The organism is Mucilaginibacter sp. PAMB04274 (genome assembly GCF_039634385.2).
Lineage (GTDB): Bacteria > Bacteroidota > Bacteroidia > Sphingobacteriales > Sphingobacteriaceae > Mucilaginibacter.
In genome coordinates this window covers 1,483,852-1,504,740 of record NZ_CP155081.2, presented here as the reverse complement: position 1 = coordinate 1,504,740, position 20,889 = coordinate 1,483,852, and the positions used below count along the sequence as shown (strand labels likewise).

Annotated in this window: 21 protein-coding genes; 7 read left to right on the top strand and 14 right to left on the bottom strand. The window is 42.6% G+C overall.

Annotated elements, in window-relative coordinates:
• Nucleotides 1-70 precede the first annotated feature (70 nt).
• Nucleotides 71-913 (bottom strand): aminotransferase class IV, encoded by an 843-nt coding sequence (locus tag ABDD95_RS06235; RefSeq protein ID WP_345951043.1) that lies wholly within the window; start codon nt 911-913, stop codon nt 71-73.
• Nucleotides 914-933: 20 nt separating this feature from the next.
• Nucleotides 934-1,977: an RluA family pseudouridine synthase gene (locus tag ABDD95_RS06230; protein WP_345951042.1), complete on the bottom strand. Its 1,044-nt coding sequence runs from the start codon at nt 1,975-1,977 to the stop codon at nt 934-936.
• A gap of 69 nt (nt 1,978-2,046) precedes the next feature.
• Here ABDD95_RS06230 and ABDD95_RS06225 point away from each other — a divergent pair, with 69 nt between their 5' ends.
• From ABDD95_RS06225 to ABDD95_RS06215, 3 genes are all read left to right on the top strand, one after another.
• Complete coding sequence (locus ABDD95_RS06225) at nt 2,047-3,117, top strand: DUF6588 family protein (protein WP_345951041.1); 1,071 nt, start codon at nt 2,047-2,049, stop codon at nt 3,115-3,117.
• Nucleotides 3,118-3,126: 9 nt separating this feature from the next.
• Nucleotides 3,127-4,014, top strand: a complete 888-nt coding sequence (locus tag ABDD95_RS06220; RefSeq protein WP_345951040.1) for a pyridoxal-phosphate dependent enzyme — start codon at nt 3,127-3,129, stop codon at nt 4,012-4,014.
• 365 nt (nt 4,015-4,379) lie between these two features.
• A complete protein-coding gene (locus ABDD95_RS06215) occupies nt 4,380-4,802 on the top strand; it encodes a hypothetical protein (protein ID WP_345951039.1) in 423 nt (140 codons plus the stop codon).
• A 96-nt stretch (nt 4,803-4,898) separates the two neighbouring features.
• On the opposite strand, the gene bshB1 is transcribed toward ABDD95_RS06215, so the two are convergent.
• From bshB1 to ABDD95_RS06200, 3 genes are read right to left on the bottom strand one after another with little or no spacing between them, the layout of a single operon-like run.
• Nucleotides 4,899-5,618 carry a bacillithiol biosynthesis deacetylase BshB1 gene (bshB1, locus tag ABDD95_RS06210; protein WP_345952098.1) on the bottom strand — a complete coding sequence of 240 codons (720 nt, stop codon included), beginning with the start codon at nt 5,616-5,618 and terminating at the stop codon, nt 4,899-4,901.
• A 2-nt stretch (nt 5,619-5,620) separates the two neighbouring features.
• Complete coding sequence (locus ABDD95_RS06205) at nt 5,621-6,139, bottom strand: glutathione peroxidase (RefSeq protein ID WP_345951038.1); 519 nt, start codon at nt 6,137-6,139, stop codon at nt 5,621-5,623.
• A 2-nt stretch (nt 6,140-6,141) separates the two neighbouring features.
• Entirely contained in the window at nt 6,142-6,753 is a 612-nt protein-coding gene (locus ABDD95_RS06200) for a DUF4294 domain-containing protein (protein WP_345951037.1), read from the bottom strand.
• A 108-nt stretch (nt 6,754-6,861) separates the two neighbouring features.
• Between ABDD95_RS06200 and ABDD95_RS06195 the strand changes: the two genes are divergently transcribed.
• The 4 genes from ABDD95_RS06195 to ABDD95_RS06180 all read left to right on the top strand — a co-directional run bounded on the left by ABDD95_RS06195 (nt 6,862) and on the right by ABDD95_RS06180 (nt 12,593).
• Nucleotides 6,862-9,093, top strand: coding sequence for a bifunctional (p)ppGpp synthetase/guanosine-3',5'-bis(diphosphate) 3'-pyrophosphohydrolase (locus tag ABDD95_RS06195; RefSeq protein ID WP_345951036.1), 2,232 nt, complete (start codon nt 6,862-6,864; stop codon nt 9,091-9,093).
• Nucleotides 9,094-9,266: 173 nt separating this feature from the next.
• The gene (locus ABDD95_RS06190; protein ID WP_345951035.1) at nt 9,267-9,734 is read left to right on the top strand and encodes a transcriptional repressor; all 468 of its coding nucleotides are present in this window, start codon (nt 9,267-9,269) and stop codon (nt 9,732-9,734) included.
• A 151-nt stretch (nt 9,735-9,885) separates the two neighbouring features.
• Nucleotides 9,886-11,163, top strand: coding sequence for an adenylosuccinate synthase (locus tag ABDD95_RS06185; protein WP_345951034.1), 1,278 nt, complete (start codon nt 9,886-9,888; stop codon nt 11,161-11,163).
• A gap of 149 nt (nt 11,164-11,312) precedes the next feature.
• Nucleotides 11,313-12,593 (top strand): anthranilate synthase component I family protein, encoded by a 1,281-nt coding sequence (locus tag ABDD95_RS06180; protein WP_345951033.1) that lies wholly within the window; start codon nt 11,313-11,315, stop codon nt 12,591-12,593.
• Between the two features lie 171 nt (nt 12,594-12,764).
• On the opposite strand, the gene ABDD95_RS06175 is transcribed toward ABDD95_RS06180, so the two are convergent.
• The 9 genes from ABDD95_RS06175 to ABDD95_RS06135 form a co-directional block, all read right to left on the bottom strand.
• Complete coding sequence (locus tag ABDD95_RS06175; protein WP_345951032.1) at nt 12,765-13,628, bottom strand: AMP nucleosidase; 864 nt, start codon at nt 13,626-13,628, stop codon at nt 12,765-12,767.
• A 271-nt stretch (nt 13,629-13,899) separates the two neighbouring features.
• On the bottom strand, nt 13,900-15,138 hold the full coding sequence (gene clpX, locus ABDD95_RS06170; protein WP_345951031.1) for an ATP-dependent Clp protease ATP-binding subunit ClpX: 1,239 nt from the start codon (nt 15,136-15,138) through the stop codon (nt 13,900-13,902).
• Between the two features lie 94 nt (nt 15,139-15,232).
• Nucleotides 15,233-15,952, bottom strand: coding sequence for an ATP-dependent Clp endopeptidase proteolytic subunit ClpP (gene clpP / locus ABDD95_RS06165; protein WP_345951030.1), 720 nt, complete (start codon nt 15,950-15,952; stop codon nt 15,233-15,235).
• Nucleotides 15,953-16,370: 418 nt separating this feature from the next.
• Nucleotides 16,371-17,723, bottom strand: a complete 1,353-nt coding sequence (gene tig, locus ABDD95_RS06160) for a trigger factor (protein ID WP_345951029.1) — start codon at nt 17,721-17,723, stop codon at nt 16,371-16,373.
• 118 nt (nt 17,724-17,841) lie between these two features.
• On the bottom strand, nt 17,842-18,654 hold the full coding sequence (locus ABDD95_RS06155) for a hypothetical protein (RefSeq protein ID WP_345951028.1): 813 nt from the start codon (nt 18,652-18,654) through the stop codon (nt 17,842-17,844).
• 125 nt (nt 18,655-18,779) lie between these two features.
• The gene (locus ABDD95_RS06150; RefSeq protein WP_345951027.1) at nt 18,780-19,076 is read right to left on the bottom strand and encodes a hypothetical protein; all 297 of its coding nucleotides are present in this window, start codon (nt 19,074-19,076) and stop codon (nt 18,780-18,782) included.
• 105 nt (nt 19,077-19,181) lie between these two features.
• Nucleotides 19,182-19,904 carry a head GIN domain-containing protein gene (locus tag ABDD95_RS06145; RefSeq protein WP_345951026.1) on the bottom strand — a complete coding sequence of 241 codons (723 nt, stop codon included), beginning with the start codon at nt 19,902-19,904 and terminating at the stop codon, nt 19,182-19,184.
• A 168-nt stretch (nt 19,905-20,072) separates the two neighbouring features.
• Nucleotides 20,073-20,534, bottom strand: coding sequence for an SRPBCC family protein (locus ABDD95_RS06140; RefSeq protein ID WP_345951025.1), 462 nt, complete (start codon nt 20,532-20,534; stop codon nt 20,073-20,075).
• A 2-nt stretch (nt 20,535-20,536) separates the two neighbouring features.
• A complete protein-coding gene (locus ABDD95_RS06135) occupies nt 20,537-20,863 on the bottom strand; it encodes a metalloregulator ArsR/SmtB family transcription factor (protein WP_345951024.1) in 327 nt (108 codons plus the stop codon).
• Between the last annotated feature and the right edge of the window lie 26 nt (nt 20,864-20,889).

Sequence of the window (20,889 nt, the reverse complement as noted above, 5' to 3'; positions counted from 1 at the left end):
GCACAGGCCTTAGTCACGGGCCGGTATCCACTTCAATCTTTAACGCAGGGTGTGCAAAGCCTCTGTTGTATTAGCCTTGCACTTTGTTCACCTCGTCAATCAGCATTTTACTTAAGCCGTTAAAGTATCGTTTAATGCCGTATCCTATCACCCATTGTATGCCACGGGTGGCATTAGTAACAAACACCTCATCTGCTTCGTGCAAAATATCCGGGTTAATCTGCGCTTCGGTAACTGGAATCTCCTTTGCTATGCATAGGTTGATGACCACCTGCCGCATTATGCCGGCCACGCAGCCCTCACTTAACGCAGGCGTGTATAAATGGTCCTTGTACCACACAAACACGTTCGAACTGATACTTTCACACAAAAAGCCACCCTGGTTTAGCAAAAATACGTCGTCGAGCCGGTGTTCAGTTTTATAAAGGCCTGCCATTACATAAGGCAGGGAATTACAGGTTTTGTAGTTAGAAAGGAAATTTACCGGCTTAAGCAATTCGGTATACACGTCCATTATAAGCCCCTTTTGGTTGAGGCGATAATTAGAAACTTCATCGGGCTGCAGCTCCAAACACCAGCCCGATTTATTGTCATTGGGCGTATACAAACCATCAGCATCACGGTAAACTGTTAAGCGTAGCCGGCCATTTTTGGCCTTATTCCAAACAGCCAGCTCTTCGGCCTTATCCTTTAAGAACCAGGAATCCAACAGACTATACCCTTCCAGCTTCAGCGCCTTCATTCCTTGTTGCAGGCGATCGGCATGCAAATCGGCGAACTTAAGCTGTCCATTTACCAGGCGCATGCTCTCAAACAAACCATCACCATATTTAAAAGCCCGGTTAGCAACCGTTAGCAAAGCATTGTCAGCAGGTAACAGCTGACCGTTAAAATTTACAAAAAAAGGCATCATGCAATGGTGTAAACAACTTTTCAGGCATTTTGCTCTACCGAGCCGCTAATATATTTTCGCCATTTTTGTAAAACGGCATCAAAATCGGCAGGCAGAGGCGCCTCAAAGTAAATGTATTTGCGGGTAGTTGGGTGCACAAACCCTAAACTTTGTGCGTGAAGGGCCTGGCGAGGCATCAGCTCAAAACAGTTTTCTATAAACTGCTTGTACTTATTAAAGGTAGTTCCCTTTAATATTTTATCACCACCATAGTTGGCATCACTAAATAAAGGATGTCCTATGTGTTTCATATGTGCTCTGATCTGATGCGTGCGACCGGTTTCCAATTGGCACTCAATTAGTGTAACATACCCAAAGCGCTCTAGAACTTTATAATGCGTTACCGACCATTTACCTTTGCTTTCATCGTCATAAACCGACATTACGCGCCTATCTGCAATGCTGCGGCCAATATAGCCACTTACCGTACCATCCTCCTCCAGATCTCCCCAGGCAAGGGCCATGTATTTGCGCGTAATAGTATGCTCATAAAACTGACGTGCCAGCCAGGCCATAGCCCGCTCGTTTTTACTAATGAGCAGCAAGCCCGATGTGTCCTTATCTATTCGGTGTACCAGCCCCGGCCTGCCGTCATTACCCGGCAATGTGGGCAATTGCTGAAAGTGATACACCAAGCCATTAACTAACGTGCCAGTATAATTATTATAACCGGGATGAACTACCAGCCCGGCCGGTTTATTTATAACTAAAACGTCGTCATCCTCGTAAACAATGTTTAATGGAATATTCTCTGGGTAAACTTCGGTATCACGTGGCGGGTGTGGCAACACAACCGAAATAACATCCTGCGGTTTAACCTTATAGCTGGATTTGGCTGGCTTTTCATTCACCAGCACATTACCTAGCTCAATAGCGTTTTGTATGCGGTTGCGTGATGCATTCTCTATCCGGTGCATCAAAAATTTATCTATTCGGAGCAGCGATTGCCCCTTATCAACCACAACGCGAAGGTGCTCATACAGATCCTGTTCGTCAGGCTCATTAAATGCTGTATCTGTTAACATCGGCGCAAAAATACGGCTTTTTAAGCCGGCAGTTGTCAAGTAATTTTTTATTAACTTTTAGATATATATATGAAAAAACTTTTACCCCTTATAACAATCATCACGCTGGCTGCAACGCAGGTTAAAGCGCAAGACGATGGTATAGCGCAATTACTTAAAACAGCACCGGGCGATGCAGGAAAGTTGATTGGTGCATATGCTAACCCGCTTTTTAAGGGCCTGGGCACCGGCTTAAATAACGGCTGGACCAACACTGCAAAAACTAAAGGCCTGCTAGGCTTTGAACTAAGAGTATCGGCATCGGGTGTGTTTGTGCCCACTGCTGATAAAACTTTTGATGTTACGAGAATTGGCTTATCAAGCAGTGTACGTCCTGTTCAGGGTAGCCCCAGCATTACACCTACTATTGGTGGCAGTAATGACACCAAGCCAGCTACATTGGGCATATACTCCAACATAGCCGGCACAGAAGCCGAGGTTGACCGCTTCACCTTACCTGAACGTGTTACCCCTATTATACCGGCCCCACAATTACAGCTCACCGTAGGTTTGATACACCATACCGATGTAACTATACGTGCCATTCCTAAAATAAAGGCAGGTGATGATGTAGGTTCTATTGGTATGATTGGCTTTGGCTTCAAACACAACATCATGGAAGATATTTTTGGCGGCGTTGGCGGTAAATTAGTCCCTTTTGATTTAGCAATCGCTGCTGGTTATACCCGCATCAACTATGAACTACCGGTACAGGTGCGCCCAAGTTCGGGCAAAGTGCCGGAGCCGGGCAGTGTTGGCCGTACCGACTTCAGCACCCAACGCTTAGACGGACACTTTAACGGCTTTAACGTGCAAGCTATTTTTTCAAAAAAACTATTGGCTTTTACACCTTTCGCGGCTTTGGGCTACAATACTTCTAAAACCGATGTTGGTTTATACGGAAATTTTCCGGTGACCAATGGCGCTGCAACCTACACGGTATACACTGATCCGGTTCGTATTAATGATAAAAGCAACGGCATTAGCAGCTTCAAGGTAGATGCCGGCTTTCAGCTGGATCTGGCGTTCTTTAAATTCTATGCATCCGGAAGTTTAGGTAATTACAAATCAGTTACTGCAGGTATTGGTTTAGGCTTGTAAATTTGCCTAATGTTTAATTTAGAAATATTCAGCCCCATTCAGCCGTGGCAGCATCCGCTGTTTGCTGAAAAGGGGCTGAATGTTTTTATTAAGCGGGATGATCTCATTCATCCGCTGATATCGGGCAATAAATGGCGCAAGCTTAAATATATACTGCAAAAAGCGCATTCGATAAACAAAAACCACCTGGTTACTTTTGGCGGTGCGTATTCCAACCATTTGTTAGCCACGGCTGCGGCGGCGGCGCGTTTTGGCTTTGCATCCACCGGCTTTGTACGTGGCGAGGAGGTGCAAAATGACACGCTATTTTTATGCCGCCTGCACGGTATGAAGCTTATATTTGTTGACAGGGACACTTACCGGGAAAAACAAGTGCTTTTTGAACGTTACTTTGGTGATGACCAACGTGCCTATTTTATAGGTGAGGGTGGCGCATCAGCTGAAGCGGTTCAAGGTTGCGCCGAACTTGTTGATGAATTACCCCTTTTATACAACCACCTTTTTTGCGCATGTGGCACGGGTACAACTGCGGCCGGCATCATTACCGGCTTAAGCCGGCATAAATTACCTACCCAATTTCATGCTGTGCCCGTTTTTAAAAACGGCAATTTTATGCGAAATGAAATAGATAGGTATTTGCCGTTTAAAGCCGACTATACCTTGCATACCGAATACCATTTTGGTGGCTATGCCAAAACCTCTCCCGAGCTTATCAGCTTCATACAAAGCTTTGTTGCTAACACAGGTATACTGATTGAGCCGGTTTACACCGGCAAAATGCTCTATGCCCTTTATGATCAAGTTATTAAAAATCGCTTTAACCCCGGTAGCAATATTCTGGCCATACATAGTGGTGGCATATGGGGGCTATTAGGCATGAAAGAAAAGTTTATGTAATGGTGTGCTTAATAGTTTAAATACTATAAAAACACTTGTTCATAAAATGATCATATTGGCAATCCGTACATTTACTAACAGTTAACATTTCATTAGTATTTCTGCGAATATTTTAAATAAGTTCGTATAATTTTAACTTGCAAGACAACGTTATGGTTACATAATGATATTAAAGTATATCATTATACTTCACACTACTGTGATAATACAGATAATGAAGCTTACTTTGCAATGAAATAAGTTTTTATTTGCTGTATACTATTATTGTACGGTTACGTTATAATAATGAAGAAACAAGGAAGTAAACATTTATCTAGCTGAAACATTGTTATATTATTAAAGGGATTAAGGGATCTACTATTAAAATGAGTAAACAAACTGAGAAATTGAAAAAACAGCTTCTCGAATTTTCTGATGTTATCAACGCATTTCAATCTGAGGCTGTACAAGTAAAAATTATTGACAAACTGTTAGACACCTTGGAGTGGGAAAAAGAAGTTGATGAAACTTTAAACAGGCGGAGCCGTAACCACAACGGCGAAACAGGGCCACGAGGCGAAAGCATAAGAAAGCCGGGGGCAACTAAAGTTTTAAATCAACTATTGCAAACTGATTATTTTAACGCACCACACTCTATTGCCGATATTGCTACTTTTTGTAAAAACCAGTACGATTCAGATTTTAAGACTTCGGAACTTTCGGGCATACTGCTGAAACTGGCTAACGAAAATAAACTGCGCCGGGAACGCAGCGATGAAAGCAACCGCTTTGAGTACGTAAGAACGTAATTAGAGCCACAGCTCAAAACAAGAGCCAGTAAACAAGAACCTCTAAGCTTATTACACAAAGCTTGTTCTTGTTTACTGGCTCTTGACTTTTTACACCTATTTTAAATCAAATAAGCTATCAACGCCCAATATCTTTCGCGAAGTAAAACCCTCGGCATACCTGGTCTGAATTGAACGCGCCATTTCTCTGGCTCGTGCTTCTACGCCTTTAATAAATTCTGGTGACGAAATGTACGTTTGTGGTTCGTTTTCCCAGTTTGGATTGTGGAATTGGGATCCATAGGCCATAATGCTGGCAACTTTTGTGTCCCAGTAGTCTGTTATATCAACTAATATATCCGGTTCAATATACCGGTCTTGTATAAAGTGCAGCAATTGCTTAGGCCGCCATGCTTCTTGTGGTTGCCCATCATGGAAAGTTTCGATTTTGCGCAAGCCGGCTAAAAAGCACGATGTTTCTACTAACTCACTGGCCCGCCCATGGTCAGGATGACGGTCGTGATAGGCGTTAGTAATTACTATTTCGGGCTGGTAGCGCCTAATTACTTCAACAATTTTAAGCTGATACTCGGGAGTATTTTGAAAGAAACCATCCGGAATGCCCAAATTTTCGCGTAGGGCTAAGCCTAAAATCCGGCCTGCGGCTTCGGCTTCGGCGGCACGTATTTCAGCAGAACCACGTGTACCCAGCTCGCCCCGGGTTAAATCGACGATGCCTGTTTTTTTACCCATAGCGTTATGCTTTAAAATAACGCCGGCACAGCCCAGCTCTGCATCATCGGGGTGCACAGCCAGTACCAGTATATCCAACTTTATGCTCATGAGCTTAAGATTGCCTCATCAGCCGAAAGCAGTTCGCCTATCTTCTTTTTAATTTTAGCTGAGGTAGGTTTAGTAAAAGGGTAAAAAAAATCGATCACGTGGCCGCTACGATCAACCAGATATTTGTGAAAGTTCCATCTTGGCGCCGCTTGAATACGGCCGTTAAGGTTTTTGCTGCCTAAAAATTTAAACAGCGGATGCGCATCCTGCCCTTTCACTTTTACCTTGCTGAAAACCGGAAAATGCGCGCCGAAATTGATCTTACAAAATTTGCCTATCGTATTTCCTTCCAAGGGTTCCTGCCCTCCAAAATCGTTTGATGGGAAAGCAAGAATTTCAAAATCCTTTCCCTCAAACTCGTTCCTTAGTACTTCAAGGTCTTTAAGCTGTGGGGTAAAGCCGCATTGCGAGGCTGTGTTAACAATTAATAAAACTTTGTTTTTATAATCGCTCAAGTTCACTTCTTCACCGTTTAGCTTTTGTACGCTAAACCGGTAAATACTTTGTTCGTCCATTATTAATATCTGTTGGAGTAATAGCCCGCCTGTCTGAGGATGGCTTCTATATCACGTTCTTGATCCGGGTCGTAAGTTTCTTTTAAATTGTGGCCAAATATACGTGCTACAGATTGAAACATAAAAGCATGAAATCCACCTTTTAATTGTTTTGCTAAATCATAACTGGTAGCGCCTGTTTCGCGGTCAATTAATTTAATTAAAATTTCGCCCTGTGTGATGGTCAGGTTCTTTACTTGCTTATTAAATAATTCCTTTACCTGCATTTCGCAGGCCTTAATCAACTCCTTCTGTTTATCTTTATCGGTAGTAACAGCCAAATCACGCTGCAGCTGGCGGTACTTGTCACCCGCTATACGTGCATAAGGTATAACCTTATAAACGTTGTATTTTAACCGATAGTACGCTTTGCGGTCAGCCTCACTCGGAAATATGCGGACCCCGGTTACCGGCACTTCTGCCAAAACAACCCAAGGCACCAGTTCGCCGTTGCTTTCTGTCAGGTAGGTTTTAATGGTATCATTTTTGCCCACTTTAGGGTGAGGCAACTGGTTTTGAGACATCACCTGCCCCACCACACAGCATAACAATAGCATTAAACCAATATATTTCATATATTTACGTAACACAAAAATAATGCTATTTTTTAGTGATTTACAAATCTCGGGCAATTAATTATTTAGCTGCCCTATTTATGATATTTAGATAACAAACGCTTATAAATGAAAGATTTAGTGATTGATCTGGAAGCCGAAAAAGCGGAAATATTAAAAAGATACCGTGCTTTGTTGCGGGCATCCAAGTCTACCTTGCAAAAAGGCGACAAGAGAATGATTCGCAAAGCATTCGATATGGCTTTAGAGAGTCATAAAGATATGCGCCGAAAATCGGGCGAGCCTTATATATATCACCCCATTGCCGTGGCCCAAATTGCGGCCGAAGAGATTGGCTTGGGCACTACCTCTATTGTGTGCGCCTTGTTGCATGATGTGGTTGAAGATACCGACATATCACTGGAAGATATTGAAAGAGAATTTGGTAAGAAGGTAGCTAAGATTATTGATGGCTTAACCAAAATATCAGGTGTATTTGATACCAACAGCTCCCTGCAGGCCGAAAATTTTAGAAAAATGCTGCTTACCCTGGCCGATGATGTAAGGGTAATACTGATAAAGCTGGCCGACCGCCTGCACAATATGCGTACAATGGAGTTTATGCCGCGCGACAAGCAGCTTAAGCTATCATCTGAAACGGTTTATCTGTATGCGCCACTAGCGCACAGGCTGGGTTTATATGCCATTAAGTCAGAGCTCGAAGACCTTTCCATGAAATACATGGAGCGCGAGACCTATCAGTTCATTAAAAAGAAACTGAATGAAAAAAAGGCCGAACGCGAACGATTTATTCATGATTTTATTGAACCGGTAAAAGCTACCCTAGCCAGCCAGGGCTTACATGCTGATATTTTCGGAAGGCCTAAATCCATCCATTCCATTTGGAATAAGATGAAAAAGAAGGCCATTCCGTTTGAAGAGGTATATGACCTTTTTGCGATCCGCATTATTCTGGACAGCACCCCTGAAAATGAAAAAGCAGACTGTTGGAAAGCTTACTCAGTAGTAACAGACTCCTATCGCCCTAATCCCGATCGTTTGCGCGATTGGGTATCATCACCTAAAGCCAACGGTTATGAATCATTACACACTACGGTAATGGGCCCACGCGGGCAATGGGTTGAGGTGCAAATACGCACTAAACGCATGAACGAGATTGCGGAGAAGGGTTTTGCAGCACATTGGAAATATAAAGAGTCATCGAGTGACAGTGGTTTAGACCAGTGGATACATAAAGTTCGCGAATTATTGCGTAACCCCGACAGTAACGCGCTCGACTTTTTGGACGATTTTAAGATGAACCTCTTCAGCGATGAAATTTTCATTTTCACACCTAAGGGTGCGCTTATTCAATTGCCATCAAACGCTACCGCGCTTGATTTTGCCTTTGAGATACATACCGACGTGGGTGCCAGCTGTATTGGCGCCAAGGTAAACCACAAACTGGTTCCGTTAAATTACAACCTGCAAAACGGCGACCAGGTGGAAATCATCACCTCAAGTAAGCAAAGCCCTAAAGAGGACTGGCTTAACTTTGTGGTTACAGCAAAGGCTAAAGCTAAAATTAAATCCTCGCTTAAGGAGGCTAAGCGTAAAATTGCCGAGGATGGTAAAGAGATACTGGAGCGTAAGTTAAAATCATTGAAGATTACTTACAATTCTGAAAACATTCATAAGCTCTCTTACTACTTCAAACTTTCATCAACCCAAGATTTGTTCTACAATGTAGCCAAGGGCCTGATTGATTTGCAGGATTTGAAAGAATACCAGGCATCTGAACGGGTGATTGAGAACAAGCCGCAGGATAAGATTGATCAGGAACAGGTGCAAAGCCTGATGCGTAACGTTAAAGCCAAGGACAGCGACATACTGCTTATTGGCGAAGACATGCAAAAGATAGACTATAAACTGGCCACCTGTTGTAACCCCATACCCGGAGATGACGTGTTTGGGTTTATTACGGTAAGCGATGGCATTAAAATACACCGCACCAACTGCCCTAACGCAGCCAAACTGATGGCAAACTATGGTTACCGCATAGTGAAAGCCCGCTGGACTACCCAGCACGAGCTGGCCTTCCTGACGGGATTACGTATTACCGGTATTGACGATGTAGGCTTGATTAATAAATTAACCACCGTAATATCGTCTGACTTTAAAGTAAACATGCGCTCCATATCAGTAGATAGTGATAATGGTATTTTTGAAGGCACCATTATGATGTATGTAAACGATACCGAGCACTTAGATAACCTGATTAAGCGCCTGAAGCAAGTAAAAGGCATAACTGCCGTTACACGCTTCGACTCGGCGCCTACGCCGGTAGAAAAAGCGTCTTAAGCACAAAGACCAACAAACAGCTGAAGCCAAGACATTATAAACCGTCTCAGCTTCTGCTTTTTGTTGGTTAAAAGAATTACATTAGCCTGTCAACCCTGCCTTCGTTTCTTGGCTCTTAGTTCTTGTTTCTATACATAAATTCCTACCTTTGACTTCTTAACTGTTGTAATATCATGCCTCTACAGGAAACCATTGATATGGTTAAAAAAATTTTCGAGGCGTATCTCGAAAATAAAAGTTTGCGCAAAACGCCTGAGCGCTTTGCCATCCTCGAAGAGATCTACTCGCGCAGTGATCACTTTGATGTGGAATCCCTATACATCCACATGAAGAATAAGAAATACCGGGTAAGCCGCGCCACGGTATATAACACACTCGAATTACTGGTATCGTGCGATTTGGTAACCAAGCATCAGTTTGGAAAAAACATGGCCCAGTTTGAGAAATCATACGGCTATAAGCAGCACGATCATATTATTTGCATTGACTGCGGTAAAGTGGTTGAATTTTGTGACCCGCGCATACAGCAGATACAAAGCATGATGGGTGATTTATTAAAGTTCGACATTAAGCACCATTCTTTAAATTTGTATGGCAACTGCACCAAATTAAAAGAAGGCTACTGTGACCGCAGGAATTAATTTTCTGCATACTTGTCCCTATCAAATTCAAAGCAGAAGTTTTTGGATTTGATAGGGATTGTTTCTTTTATAATCTTACTTTTGCAGCTTAAAATTTTGATCTGCATACTGTTGTTGCAACAAAGGGCAACGATGTAAAAATATTCGATAAATGGCTGTTGATGTTTTATTAGGCCTCCAATGGGGCGACGAAGGCAAGGGAAAAATTGTAGACGTGCTGAGCGCTGGTTATGATTTAATAGCACGCTTTCAGGGTGGCCCTAACGCCGGGCACACATTGGAGTTTGATGGTAAAAAGTTCGTACTGAACACCATTCCTTCAGGTATATTCTTCGAAAACACCATGAACCTGATTGGTAACGGTGTTGTAATCGATCCAATTACTTTAAAAAAGGAACTGGACAAATTAAAGGATGCCGGCCATGATTTGTTGGCTAAAGGCAACCTTATGATTGCCAAAAAAGCGCATCTCATTTTACCTACGCACCAGTTGTTGGATGCAGCTAATGAGAAAAAGATGGGCGAAGGTAAAATTGGGTCAACGCTGAAAGGCATTGGTCCAACTTATATGGACAAAACTGGTCGTAATGGCTTACGCGTAGGTGATATTACCCTGCCCGATTTTAAAGAGCGCTACCAAAAGCTGGTTCACAAACACACCTCAATGCTCGAGGCTTTATATGGTGATGTGGTTGATTTTAGCGAACGTGAAGCTGCTTTCTTTGAAGCGATTGAGCTAATTAAACAGTTTAAACTGGTAGACTCTGAACATCTGGTAAACGATTACCTTAAACAAGGTAAAAAAGTTTTGGCCGAAGGTGCACAAGGCGCTATGTTGGATATTGACTTCGGCTCATACCCTTTTGTTACGTCATCAAACACCACAACTGCAGGCGCTTGTACCGGTTTGGGTATTGCACCAAGCAAGATAGGCGATGTAATTGGCATTTTTAAAGCGTATTGCACCCGCGTGGGTGGTGGTCCGTTTCCTACGGAACTAGATAATGAATTAGGTGAACAATTACGCCAGTTAGGCCATGAGTTTGGCGCTACAACCGGCCGCCCCCGCCGTACCGGTTGGATCGATCTGCCGGCTATGAAGTATGCGATTATGCTAAACGGCGTAACACAGCTTGTAATGACCAAGGCCGATGTACTGAGCGGCTTTGAAAAGATATACGCTTGCACACACTATAACTACCAGGGCGAGACTATTGATTACATGCCGTATGATATTTGCACGATTAAGCCGGAGCCTGTATTAAAAGAAATTGATGGCTGGAATGAGGATTTAACCGGCATTACCGAACTATCGGAAATACCTGCAAGGCTGAAATCATACATCGACTTTTTGGAGGCCGAACTCCAGGTACCTATTAAGTATCTTTCAGTAGGTCCAGATAGGAAGCAGACATTGGTGTTACATTAATTCCGTTAATACCAAGAACGAAGCGATATCTGATTAAGGTGAGCAAATTGCACAGCATAACTCATGAGTTGCTTTGTTTCTCGCAATGATGAAATGTTTATCTAGGCCGGTTCTCCCGGCCTTTTTGTTTGAAGCTTATTTTGAAGTAAATGATTTTCGAAACGCACGATAGCGCATATGTTAAAAAGCAGGCATTGCAATGGGCCGCTTCATTTAATGTGTGCTGCTATCTGGATTCAAATCATTACACCAGCCTATATAGTAAGTTTGACGTGTTACTGGCAGTTGGTGTGCAAGATCAGGTTACTGCCTTTGCAGCCGACGCATTTGAGGCCTTAAAGGCGTTTAGGATGCAACATAACGGCTGGATAACCGGCTTTATGGGTTATGACCTCAAAAACGAACTCGAAGATCTCGAATCAAATAATGCAGATAATCTGCAATTTCCTGACCTGTATTTTTTTTCGCCACTACACCTTATTATGATTGAAGGTAACAAGGTAGAGATTATAAGCGATGATGCGGTACAAGTATGGAATGACATCAACCAGCAAACCATCAGTCGGTCGAATGGAGAAAGTAACGTAAATCTGCAATCTCGTTTCACAAGGGAAGCGTATATTGATACCTTCAACCAAATCAAGCAACACATTAACCGGGGCGATATTTACGTTACTAACCTTTGCCAAGAGTTTTATGCTGAAAATGCGGTCATAGATCCCCTAGATATTTTTCATGAACTTAACAGGGTGTCGCCTACCCCATTTGCCAGCTTTTTAAAATATAATAATCAGTACATTATTTGCGCCTCGCCCGAACGTTTTATGGCCAAGCGCGGCAATAAGCTTATCTCTCAGCCTATTAAAGGAACAGCCAGGCGCGGTAGCACACCCGCCGAAGATAAAGCCATTCAACAAGCGTTACGCAGCAACCTCAAAGAGCAGCAGGAGAATGTAATGATTGTTGACCTGGTACGTAATGATCTCACCAAGTCGGCCCTACCCGGCACCGTGCAAACTGAGGAACTTTTCGGTATCTACAGCTTTGAGCAGGTGCATCAAATGATCTCTACCATAACATGCCAGGCACAGACGGGAATTTCAGTTATAGATGCTGTGCGCAATACTTTCCCTATGGGTAGCATGACAGGTGCACCTAAATTGCGTGCCATGCAGCTCATAGAGCATTATGAGCGAAGCCGGCGCGGAGTTTACTCGGGCGCTATAGGGTACTTTAATCCCGATAATGACTTTGATTTCAATGTAGTGATCCGAACGCTCTTTTATAATGCCAATAACAAGTATTTGTCTTTCCAGGTAGGCAGTGCCATCACTTTTGATGCCGTGGCAGAGCAGGAATACGCAGAATGCTTATTAAAGGCAAAGGCAATCATGGAAGTGCTCGGCGTGAATAAGGCGGCCAACTCCTAAAGCAAATGCCTGTGCCATTTCAAGCGGTATGCGGAGAAACCTTTTCTAAGCGTCACTACACTATTTAAAAAAATCTCTCACTGTCGCTCGAGATGACAATTGCAATTATAATTGGTTATCTCACCAACGCGGCTTAAATTCTCACGGGAATAAGCCCGCGCGTATTCTTGTTTAAAATTTCAGATGTTTTACAGTCAGGCCGTTGTTGATAAGTTGCTTTAATGATTCGATACCTACCTTTAAATGCGTTTCAACGTATTGCTCGGTTACTTTAGAATCGCTTTCAGCTGTTTTTACACCCTCTGGTATCATTGGCTGGTCTGATACCAGCAACAAGGCTCCCGTAGGTATTTTATTGGCAAAACCGGTGGTAAAAATAGTTGCCGTTTCCATATCCACTGCCATGGCACGCAGTTCTTTAAGATACTTTTTAAACTCCTTATCGTGCTCCCACACGCGGCGGTTAGTGGTGTAGCAGGTACCGGTCCAGTAATCGCGGCCCATATCACGTATAGTGGTCGATATCGCCTTTTGCAGTGCAAACGAAGGTAATGCAGGCACTTCGGCAGGCAGGTAATCATTTGAGGTTCCTTCTCCCCTGATAGCGGCAATGGGCAGAATAAGGTCGCCTACATTGTTTTTCTTTTTCAAGCCGCCGCATTTGCCTAAAAATATCACAGCCTTGGGATGAATGGCAGTCAACAAATCCATTACCGTGGCTGCAACAGAGCTGCCCATACCAAAGTTAATCATAGTAATACCATCAGCCGTTACACTTTGCATAGGTTTATCTAAACCCATTATAGGGGCGTCGTTGTGCCATTGCGAAAACAGCTGCAGATATTTTGAAAAGTTGGTAAGGATAATGTATCCGCCAAAATCTGCCAAGGTACGGCCGGTATAACGGGGCAGCCAATTGGCTACAATAGCTTCCTTCGTTTTTAAGCCGCTTTTTACGGGCGACTGTACTTCTTTTACTTTTTTTGCCTGCGCTACAATTTCAGCGTCTTTGTTTACATCCATTTCTTCATTCATATTCTTTCTCCTTTTTTTATTGTTAACCGGACTACCGGATGACATGTTTGTGTACAAGAAAGCCTCCGGTTTTTCCGGACGCTATTATAACCATGTTATTGTTGTAAATGTTTAATTGCGCTGATATGCCCTGTAACAGGTTGCACGTTTGCAATTAAACAGGAGTTACTTCTCCAAAAATCTATAGATACAACAAACCCCGGCGTTGCACCAGGGTTGTGTTTTTTTATAAGAGATTTTACAAATATAAGCGTTTTTGCGCTTACTTGTATTAAGCTACCTTCAATTTCTTCAGATCAGATTTTTCAAACTTCTCACGGGCGTAGTCAAGGGTAACGGTCAATCGCTTTACATCTTTTTTAGACGGGAACTCAAACATCGCATCGATCATGATAGCCTCGCAAATTGAACGCAAACCACGTGCACCAAGTTTAAACTCCATTGCTTTATCCACGATAAAGTCAAGCACATCATCATCAAACTCCAGTTTCACACCTTCGTAATCAAACAGCTTTTTATACTGTTTAAGTAATGAATTTTTAGGCTCTATTAAAATATTCTGCAAAGCCTCGCGGTCTAACGGGTTTAAGTACGTTAAAACCGGCAAACGGCCAATTAACTCAGGTATTAAACCAAATGACTTTAAATCCTGTGGCGTAATGTATTTATAAAGGTTTTTTGTATCTACCTCGTTTTCATCGCGCTTCAGCTTATACCCTACCGTTTGTGTACGCAGGCGGCTAGCAATCTTCTTATCAATACCATCAAATGCACCGCCACAAATAAATAGGATATTGCTGGTGTTTACCGAGATCATTTTTTGATCGGGGTGTTTACGTCCACCCTGAGGCGGTACGTTTACCATGGTGCCTTCCAGTATTTTTAATAAAGCTTGTTGAACGCCCTCACCAGATACATCGCGGGTAATAGAAGCATTATCGCTCTTGCGGGCAATCTTGTCTACCTCATCAATATAAACAATGCCTTTTTCGGCAGCAGCAACATCATAATCGGCGGCCTGCAGCAGGCGGGTTAAAATACTTTCCACATCCTCTCCTACATAACCGGCTTCGGTTAATACAGTAGCGTCAGATATGCAAAAAGGAACGTTCAGCACTTTGGCAATGGTCTTAGCCAGTAAGGTTTTACCTGTACCGGTTTCGCCCACCATCATAATGTTCGATTTTTCAATCTCTACCTCATCCTTTTCCACCCGCTGGTTAAGGCGTTTGTAGTGATTGTAAACAGCTACAGCCAATACTTTTTTGGCATCATCCTGCCCAATCACATACTGATCCAGGTGAGATTTTATTTCAGATGGTTTAAGTATAGCAGGTGCAGAAGGTGCAGATTTTACTTTCCGTACTTTTAACTCTTCGGCTAATATTTCGTTGGCCTGGTTTACACACTTATCACAAATGTGCGCATCAAGTCCGGCTATCAGCATCAGAGAATCCTGTTTTCCGGCACCACAAAACGAACACCTGATTTCCTTGCTGTTTTTGTTCATCTGATTGAGATTTGTATATCAAAAATACTAATAACTGAATTATTTTAAGCAATAACCTAAAATAATTCAGTTAGTTGGAAAAACTATTAAATAATTATTTCTCGTTGTTGCGACCTAACACCTCATCAACCATGCCAAACTCTTTAGCTTCATCGGCAATCATCCAATGATCGCGGTCAGATGCTTCCCAAACCTTCTCATATGGTGTACCGCTGTGTTTAGATATGATCTCGTAAAGTTCCTTTTTCAGTTTTTGAATTTCACGGGCAGTAATTTCAATATCAGAAGCCTGACCTTGCGCGCCACCCAGCGGTTGGTGAATCATTACACGTGAATGCGGCAATGCAGCACGTTTGCCATCGGCACCTGCACATAACAACACGGCAGCCATTGATGCAGCCATACCGGTACAAATTGTAGCCACATCGTTGGTTACAAATTGCATGGTATCATATATGCCCAAACCAGCATATACTGAACCACCTGGCGAGTTAATGTAGATTTGGATATCGCGTTTGGCATCGGCTGATTGTAAGAACAGCAATTGTGCCTGAATAATGTTGGCGATATTCTCATAGATGGCATCACCTAAAAAGATGATACGGTCCATCATTAAACGAGAGAATACATCCATTTGTGCTACGTTCAGTTGGCGTTCCTCAATAATATAAGGAGTCATGTCAACCGGGTGGGCAATAGCAGTAGGCATCATTTTATGCTCTACGCTCGATATAAATTTGTCAACAAAAATGCTGTTAATACGGTGGTGCTTAACCGCATACTTGCGGAATTCGTTTTTATCAATGTTATTCATTGTGTGAAGATATTTTTTAAATTTAATTGCGCATCCGGCGCAGGCGGTTAAAAATTTTTAGTGCACTTGCACATAAGTGGGGCAAAATATAAAATTATCACCTTAAAGCAAGACACTTATTAAAATGGCTTATTTAACTTGATTAAATAACCGAAGAATCGTTTATAAGCTGTTCAAGTAAGTGTTTTCCTTTTCAGCTAAGTTTGCAGTCATACTACGCAGGCATCAACCTTGGGCCTACCGGCCTTAACCTTGCGCCATATAACTACAAATCATATAACTTAATTATTCAAAACGTTTCATTTTACGGGGTTAAATAAAGCCGTAGCTGTAACAACTCCTTTAAAACTAAGTTTTATAAAAAGCAAAAAGCAACCCCGGATGTGAGGTTGCTTTCGTTTTCAGTATAAGTTGGCGGTTAGGATTGTCCTAACTTGCTAAACTCATCAAAAGTAATTTCCTGTTCTTCCAGTGTAACTACGCTTTTCAGGTACTCAAACACTTTAAGTGATTTGGCTTCCTCAAAAATGCGGTTGGCGTTTTCTTTATCCTGTAAAAACTGTACAGCATACTGGTTAAGCTGCTCCTCGCTGATAGGCTGAGGGCTGTACATCCTAAACTGTGCATCAATGCGAGCTTTAGCCATATCCAGTACATCTTCGTATTTTACTTCGATGTTATTATCGCGGATAATCTTGTTGCCGATTAAAGTCCATTTCAGGTTTTTGGCAAAATCAGCATAACCACCAGTTAATTCCTCTTCGCTCAATTTTTCGTTGGTGGCTTTCAACCAGCGCTTAAGGAACTCATCAGGCAGTTCGAAGTTGATTTTGTTCAAAACATAATTGTACATCTCGCCTTGCAGTTTATTGTCTGCATCCTGTACCATCATGTTTTCCAGTTCTTCGGTAATCTTAGTGCGGAACTCTTCTTCAGTTGTTACCGTACCTTCGCCAAATATTTTGTCAAAGAACGCCTGATCCAGGTCGCTTTCCTCTAAACGGTTAATGTTCTTAACAGTTAATTGAAATTTCGATTGCAGATCAGTTGCGGTAGCTTCATCTATTTTAAGGATGGCAGCTACACGTGCAGCCTCATTGTTGAACGCTTTTTGAATATCAAATTCAACTACATCATCTTTTTTCAAACCAATTAATGAGGCTTTGATAGCTTCATCTTGTACCTGGTCTAAACGTACAGATGCTGTATTGGTAATACCCCCTTCAAAAACAGAACCATCTGGCGAAAGCTGTTTCAATTCTGCGTATAACACGTCATTATCTGCCGATACGTCAGGGTTTGTCATCTTGCCATAGCTGCGGCGAAGATTTGAGATACGTGAAGCTAGCGTTTCCTCGTCTACCTTGATTTTATAACTGGGCAGTTTATCTGCAGATGAAAAATCAACCGCAAACTCTGGTGCCAAACCTACTTCGTAGTTGAACTCAAAATTATCGGCAAAATCCCAGTTGTACTCTTTTTCGTCGTCAACCTTTGGCAACGGCTGACCTAATACTTCCAGTTGCTGCTCGTTTAAGTAATTGTTTAGTGTATCTGATAACAGGTTGTTGATCTCATCAACCAATATGCTTTTGCCATACATGCGTTTAATATGTGATGCAGGCACCATACCTTTACGAAAGCCAGGTATCTGGGCTTTTTTTGCCTGATCTTTAATCGCCTTATCCACACGTGCCTGATAATCCTCAGCGTTGATGTTGATCTTGATAACCGCGTTTAGGTTATCCTTTTTTTCCTGTGATATATTCATAATTTATACCTGATATTAAGTATTTGATAACCGCGATAACTATACGCTAACCTTAGCGGTTTTGGAGCGCAAAGGTAAGCAAATAATTTTTTATTTCAGCTACTTAATCATCAGTTGTTTACCCCTCCATATAGATGCTTGCCGGCTCGTACAACAGTAGCGCAGCACACAAATTGGCCATCAAAAAACGCTCATGTGGCATCAGCGAATCCTGCAGGTAAACTACGCCCTTATTTATGGCTGAAACCGCAGCCACGGCTTTACCTTCGGCATTGCTTATCTCGTACCCTACCAGGCCAAAAGGAATACGCGAAGGGCCGTTTTTGCCCATTACGTGCCGCACCGGCTTAATAGTATAATACTCTTCATCGTTGAGCGCAAAGTAGCCCATGTAATTTTTAGCATTCAAGTCAATGGCGTCCATGTCCAGCAACAGCTCCCAGGGACGGTCGGCACCGGGTTCAAACACCTGTACATAGTAGCTGTTTTCGGTTTTACTGCCCAGACCTAGTGATTTGAGCAACCAGCTAAAATTGAGCTCTAAACTGCGCCCCACAAAATAGCTTGACGCATTAAGATGAGTAAAGGTATACACCTGCCACTCAGGCCCCCTGCCATTGCTCAGCCTGAACCGGCGCGACGACTGACTGCGCTCGTGCAATAAGCCAAGCGTATTTTGGTGCCGCTGAGCAAGGCGTCCGTCCAGATCGGTGGTGTAGACTGAAGATTTTTTAGAAGAGGTTTTAACGCTGGTAGTATAGAACTCGCCAAAACGTAGCGGCTTTTTTTGTAGTACTGTTTGCGTGCGTCCCTCTACCGCATAACCTATAGTATTATGCCATGAAGCGTCGGTTAAAGCAATGCGGGGTGCTGTACAGCTACTGAGCAGGTATAGCGCTGCACTAAGCAGCAGCCAGTGAAATTTTTTCATAAAGTGATAAGGTTGTGTTTAATTTACTTGTTACCAGCAGGCCGTAGCAGCTTTGCCAGCAACAATTCGATAGACGTGTAAACTAAAACAAGGTTTAAACGTTAGCTTAATCATATCATGAAAATTCAAAGATCAGTTTTAGGCTTAGTGTTGTACGCTGCTATAGGGCTAAGCGTTGCCAGCGGATGCAAAGCAAAACGTACAGGAAAGGTTGCGAAAAACAGCCCTGTACCAGCCAGCAGCTTCAATAACGACTCAACCGGAACAACGCCTACTGCTAAACTAACGCCTTCGCCAGTACCCAACGTTCGGCCCAATCCTATTCCTGACCCACTGCCGCCAAGTCCGCCCATGTAAGGTTCTGCATGCTGAGGCAGGTAGCCTTGCACTTGTTTGGCCATTTCAAACAATTGAAAGGCCATATCCAAGCTGATTTACTTACCAACGCCAGGGTTTCCCACATGAACCCCAAATGACATTAAAGGCTATATTACAAAGCCCTGCTTACGGGCATATCAGAGGCATTTTTATTGCACCTTCTTAATAGACGAAGCGCCTGATTTATGTGTTTCTACATTGGATGGATTACCCTTGTACTGAATGTTGGCTACACCACTGGTATGCGTAATAAGACTTTTCAACACATTGATTTCACAGTTGCCGGAGCCCGAAGTTTTAATGTTGTAATTACCTACCACAAAATCGAATGCGTGCAATTTACCCACGCCTGATACCTTTAAAGTGTGCGATGCAGCCTGTCCTTTTAAGTTAATTTGCGTTGCGCCACTGGCTTCGGTCTGCAGATCTGCCACGCTTAAGTCCATATCGATTTTGCTAGCGCCAGAAAAACTCATTTTAAAGTTCTGTGCATTTATACGGCCTTCCGAAACTAGCTCTACAGCGCCAGATCCTTTAATTTCTTCCAGCTGGCCAATGCCAACGTTTAACATAATGGGGCTTTCACTGCAAAAGTTTTTGCGGGTATATAGTTTAAGCTTATTGCCACTTACCTCGGTGCGAATGTATTTCATCAGGTTTTCATCAGCAGTAACGCTTAACGTGTAAGAGCTGTCTTGTTTCAGGTTTATTTTAAACCCGCCCGAAATTTCTAATTTACTGAACTTAGATATCTTACGATTTTCGCTCACCTGCTTACCTGAACCTTTAATGCATCCTAAATGGCAGGATGACATAACAGACAAGCTGGTAACGGCTACTAACAAAAGGAGAATAGATATGCGATTTTTCATGTCTTATTTTTCAGTATGACGACGGTTTCGGGGTTCAAGTTACACCAAAAATGCAAAAGCCACTAACACAGTGCTCTTTTAAATTAACTTCGCTTTACCTTAGGTATCATCTAAATAAAAAAAGCTACCCCTTGTTTACAAGAAGCAGCCATTTATACTGGTGCTTGTTTACCCGGCTTTTGGCTCACTTTGCAGGTTGGCTACATACCTTTCCAGTTTTTCAACATTTTGCTTCTGCCCCTCATCAGCTTTATGTGCTTTAATCACTATTTCACGCATGTCTGCTGTATCGAACAGCATACTCCAATCTATTTGGGTTTCCTGACCTATAGCCTCAAAAACAACTGTAGTAATGAAATGCGGATTAAAGTGCTCGAACACTATTTTCTTTAACGGAATGATTTCCTTAAAGATACTTTTGTTAAGGTAGTCCGTTCCATCTGGCCCATGCATGGTTAACTGCCACTCTCCTCCGTTTTGCACATCCATTTGGTGAATAGTATTGCTAAAGCCATTGGGTCCCCACCAATTTACAATGTGCTCGGGGGCTGTCCATACTTCCCACATCAATTCAATAGGCGCTTTAAATACCCGGGTAATGCGCATTTCCCTGCTTTCTGTGTGTTCCATTGTTATAGTTTGTTTTGTTGAATTTTTTCTAAATACTTATCCAAATTATTAAAGCGCTCATCCCAGACCCTTTTAAGTTGATCCAACCAAACGTCAATTTCTTTCACCTTGTCCATTTTAATCTGGTAGTATATCTCCCGCCCTCGTTGGTTCGATTCTATTAAATCACATTCGGTTAGTATCTGGATATGCTTGGAAACGGTAGATCGGGCAGCATCAAATTGATCGGCAATTGCCCCTGCTGTAATAGACTGTGAAGCCAGCAGAATTAAAATAGACCTTCTGGTTGGATCGGCAATGGCCTGAAATATGTCTCGTCTTAAAATCATTGTGTCGCTATATAACGACAAATATA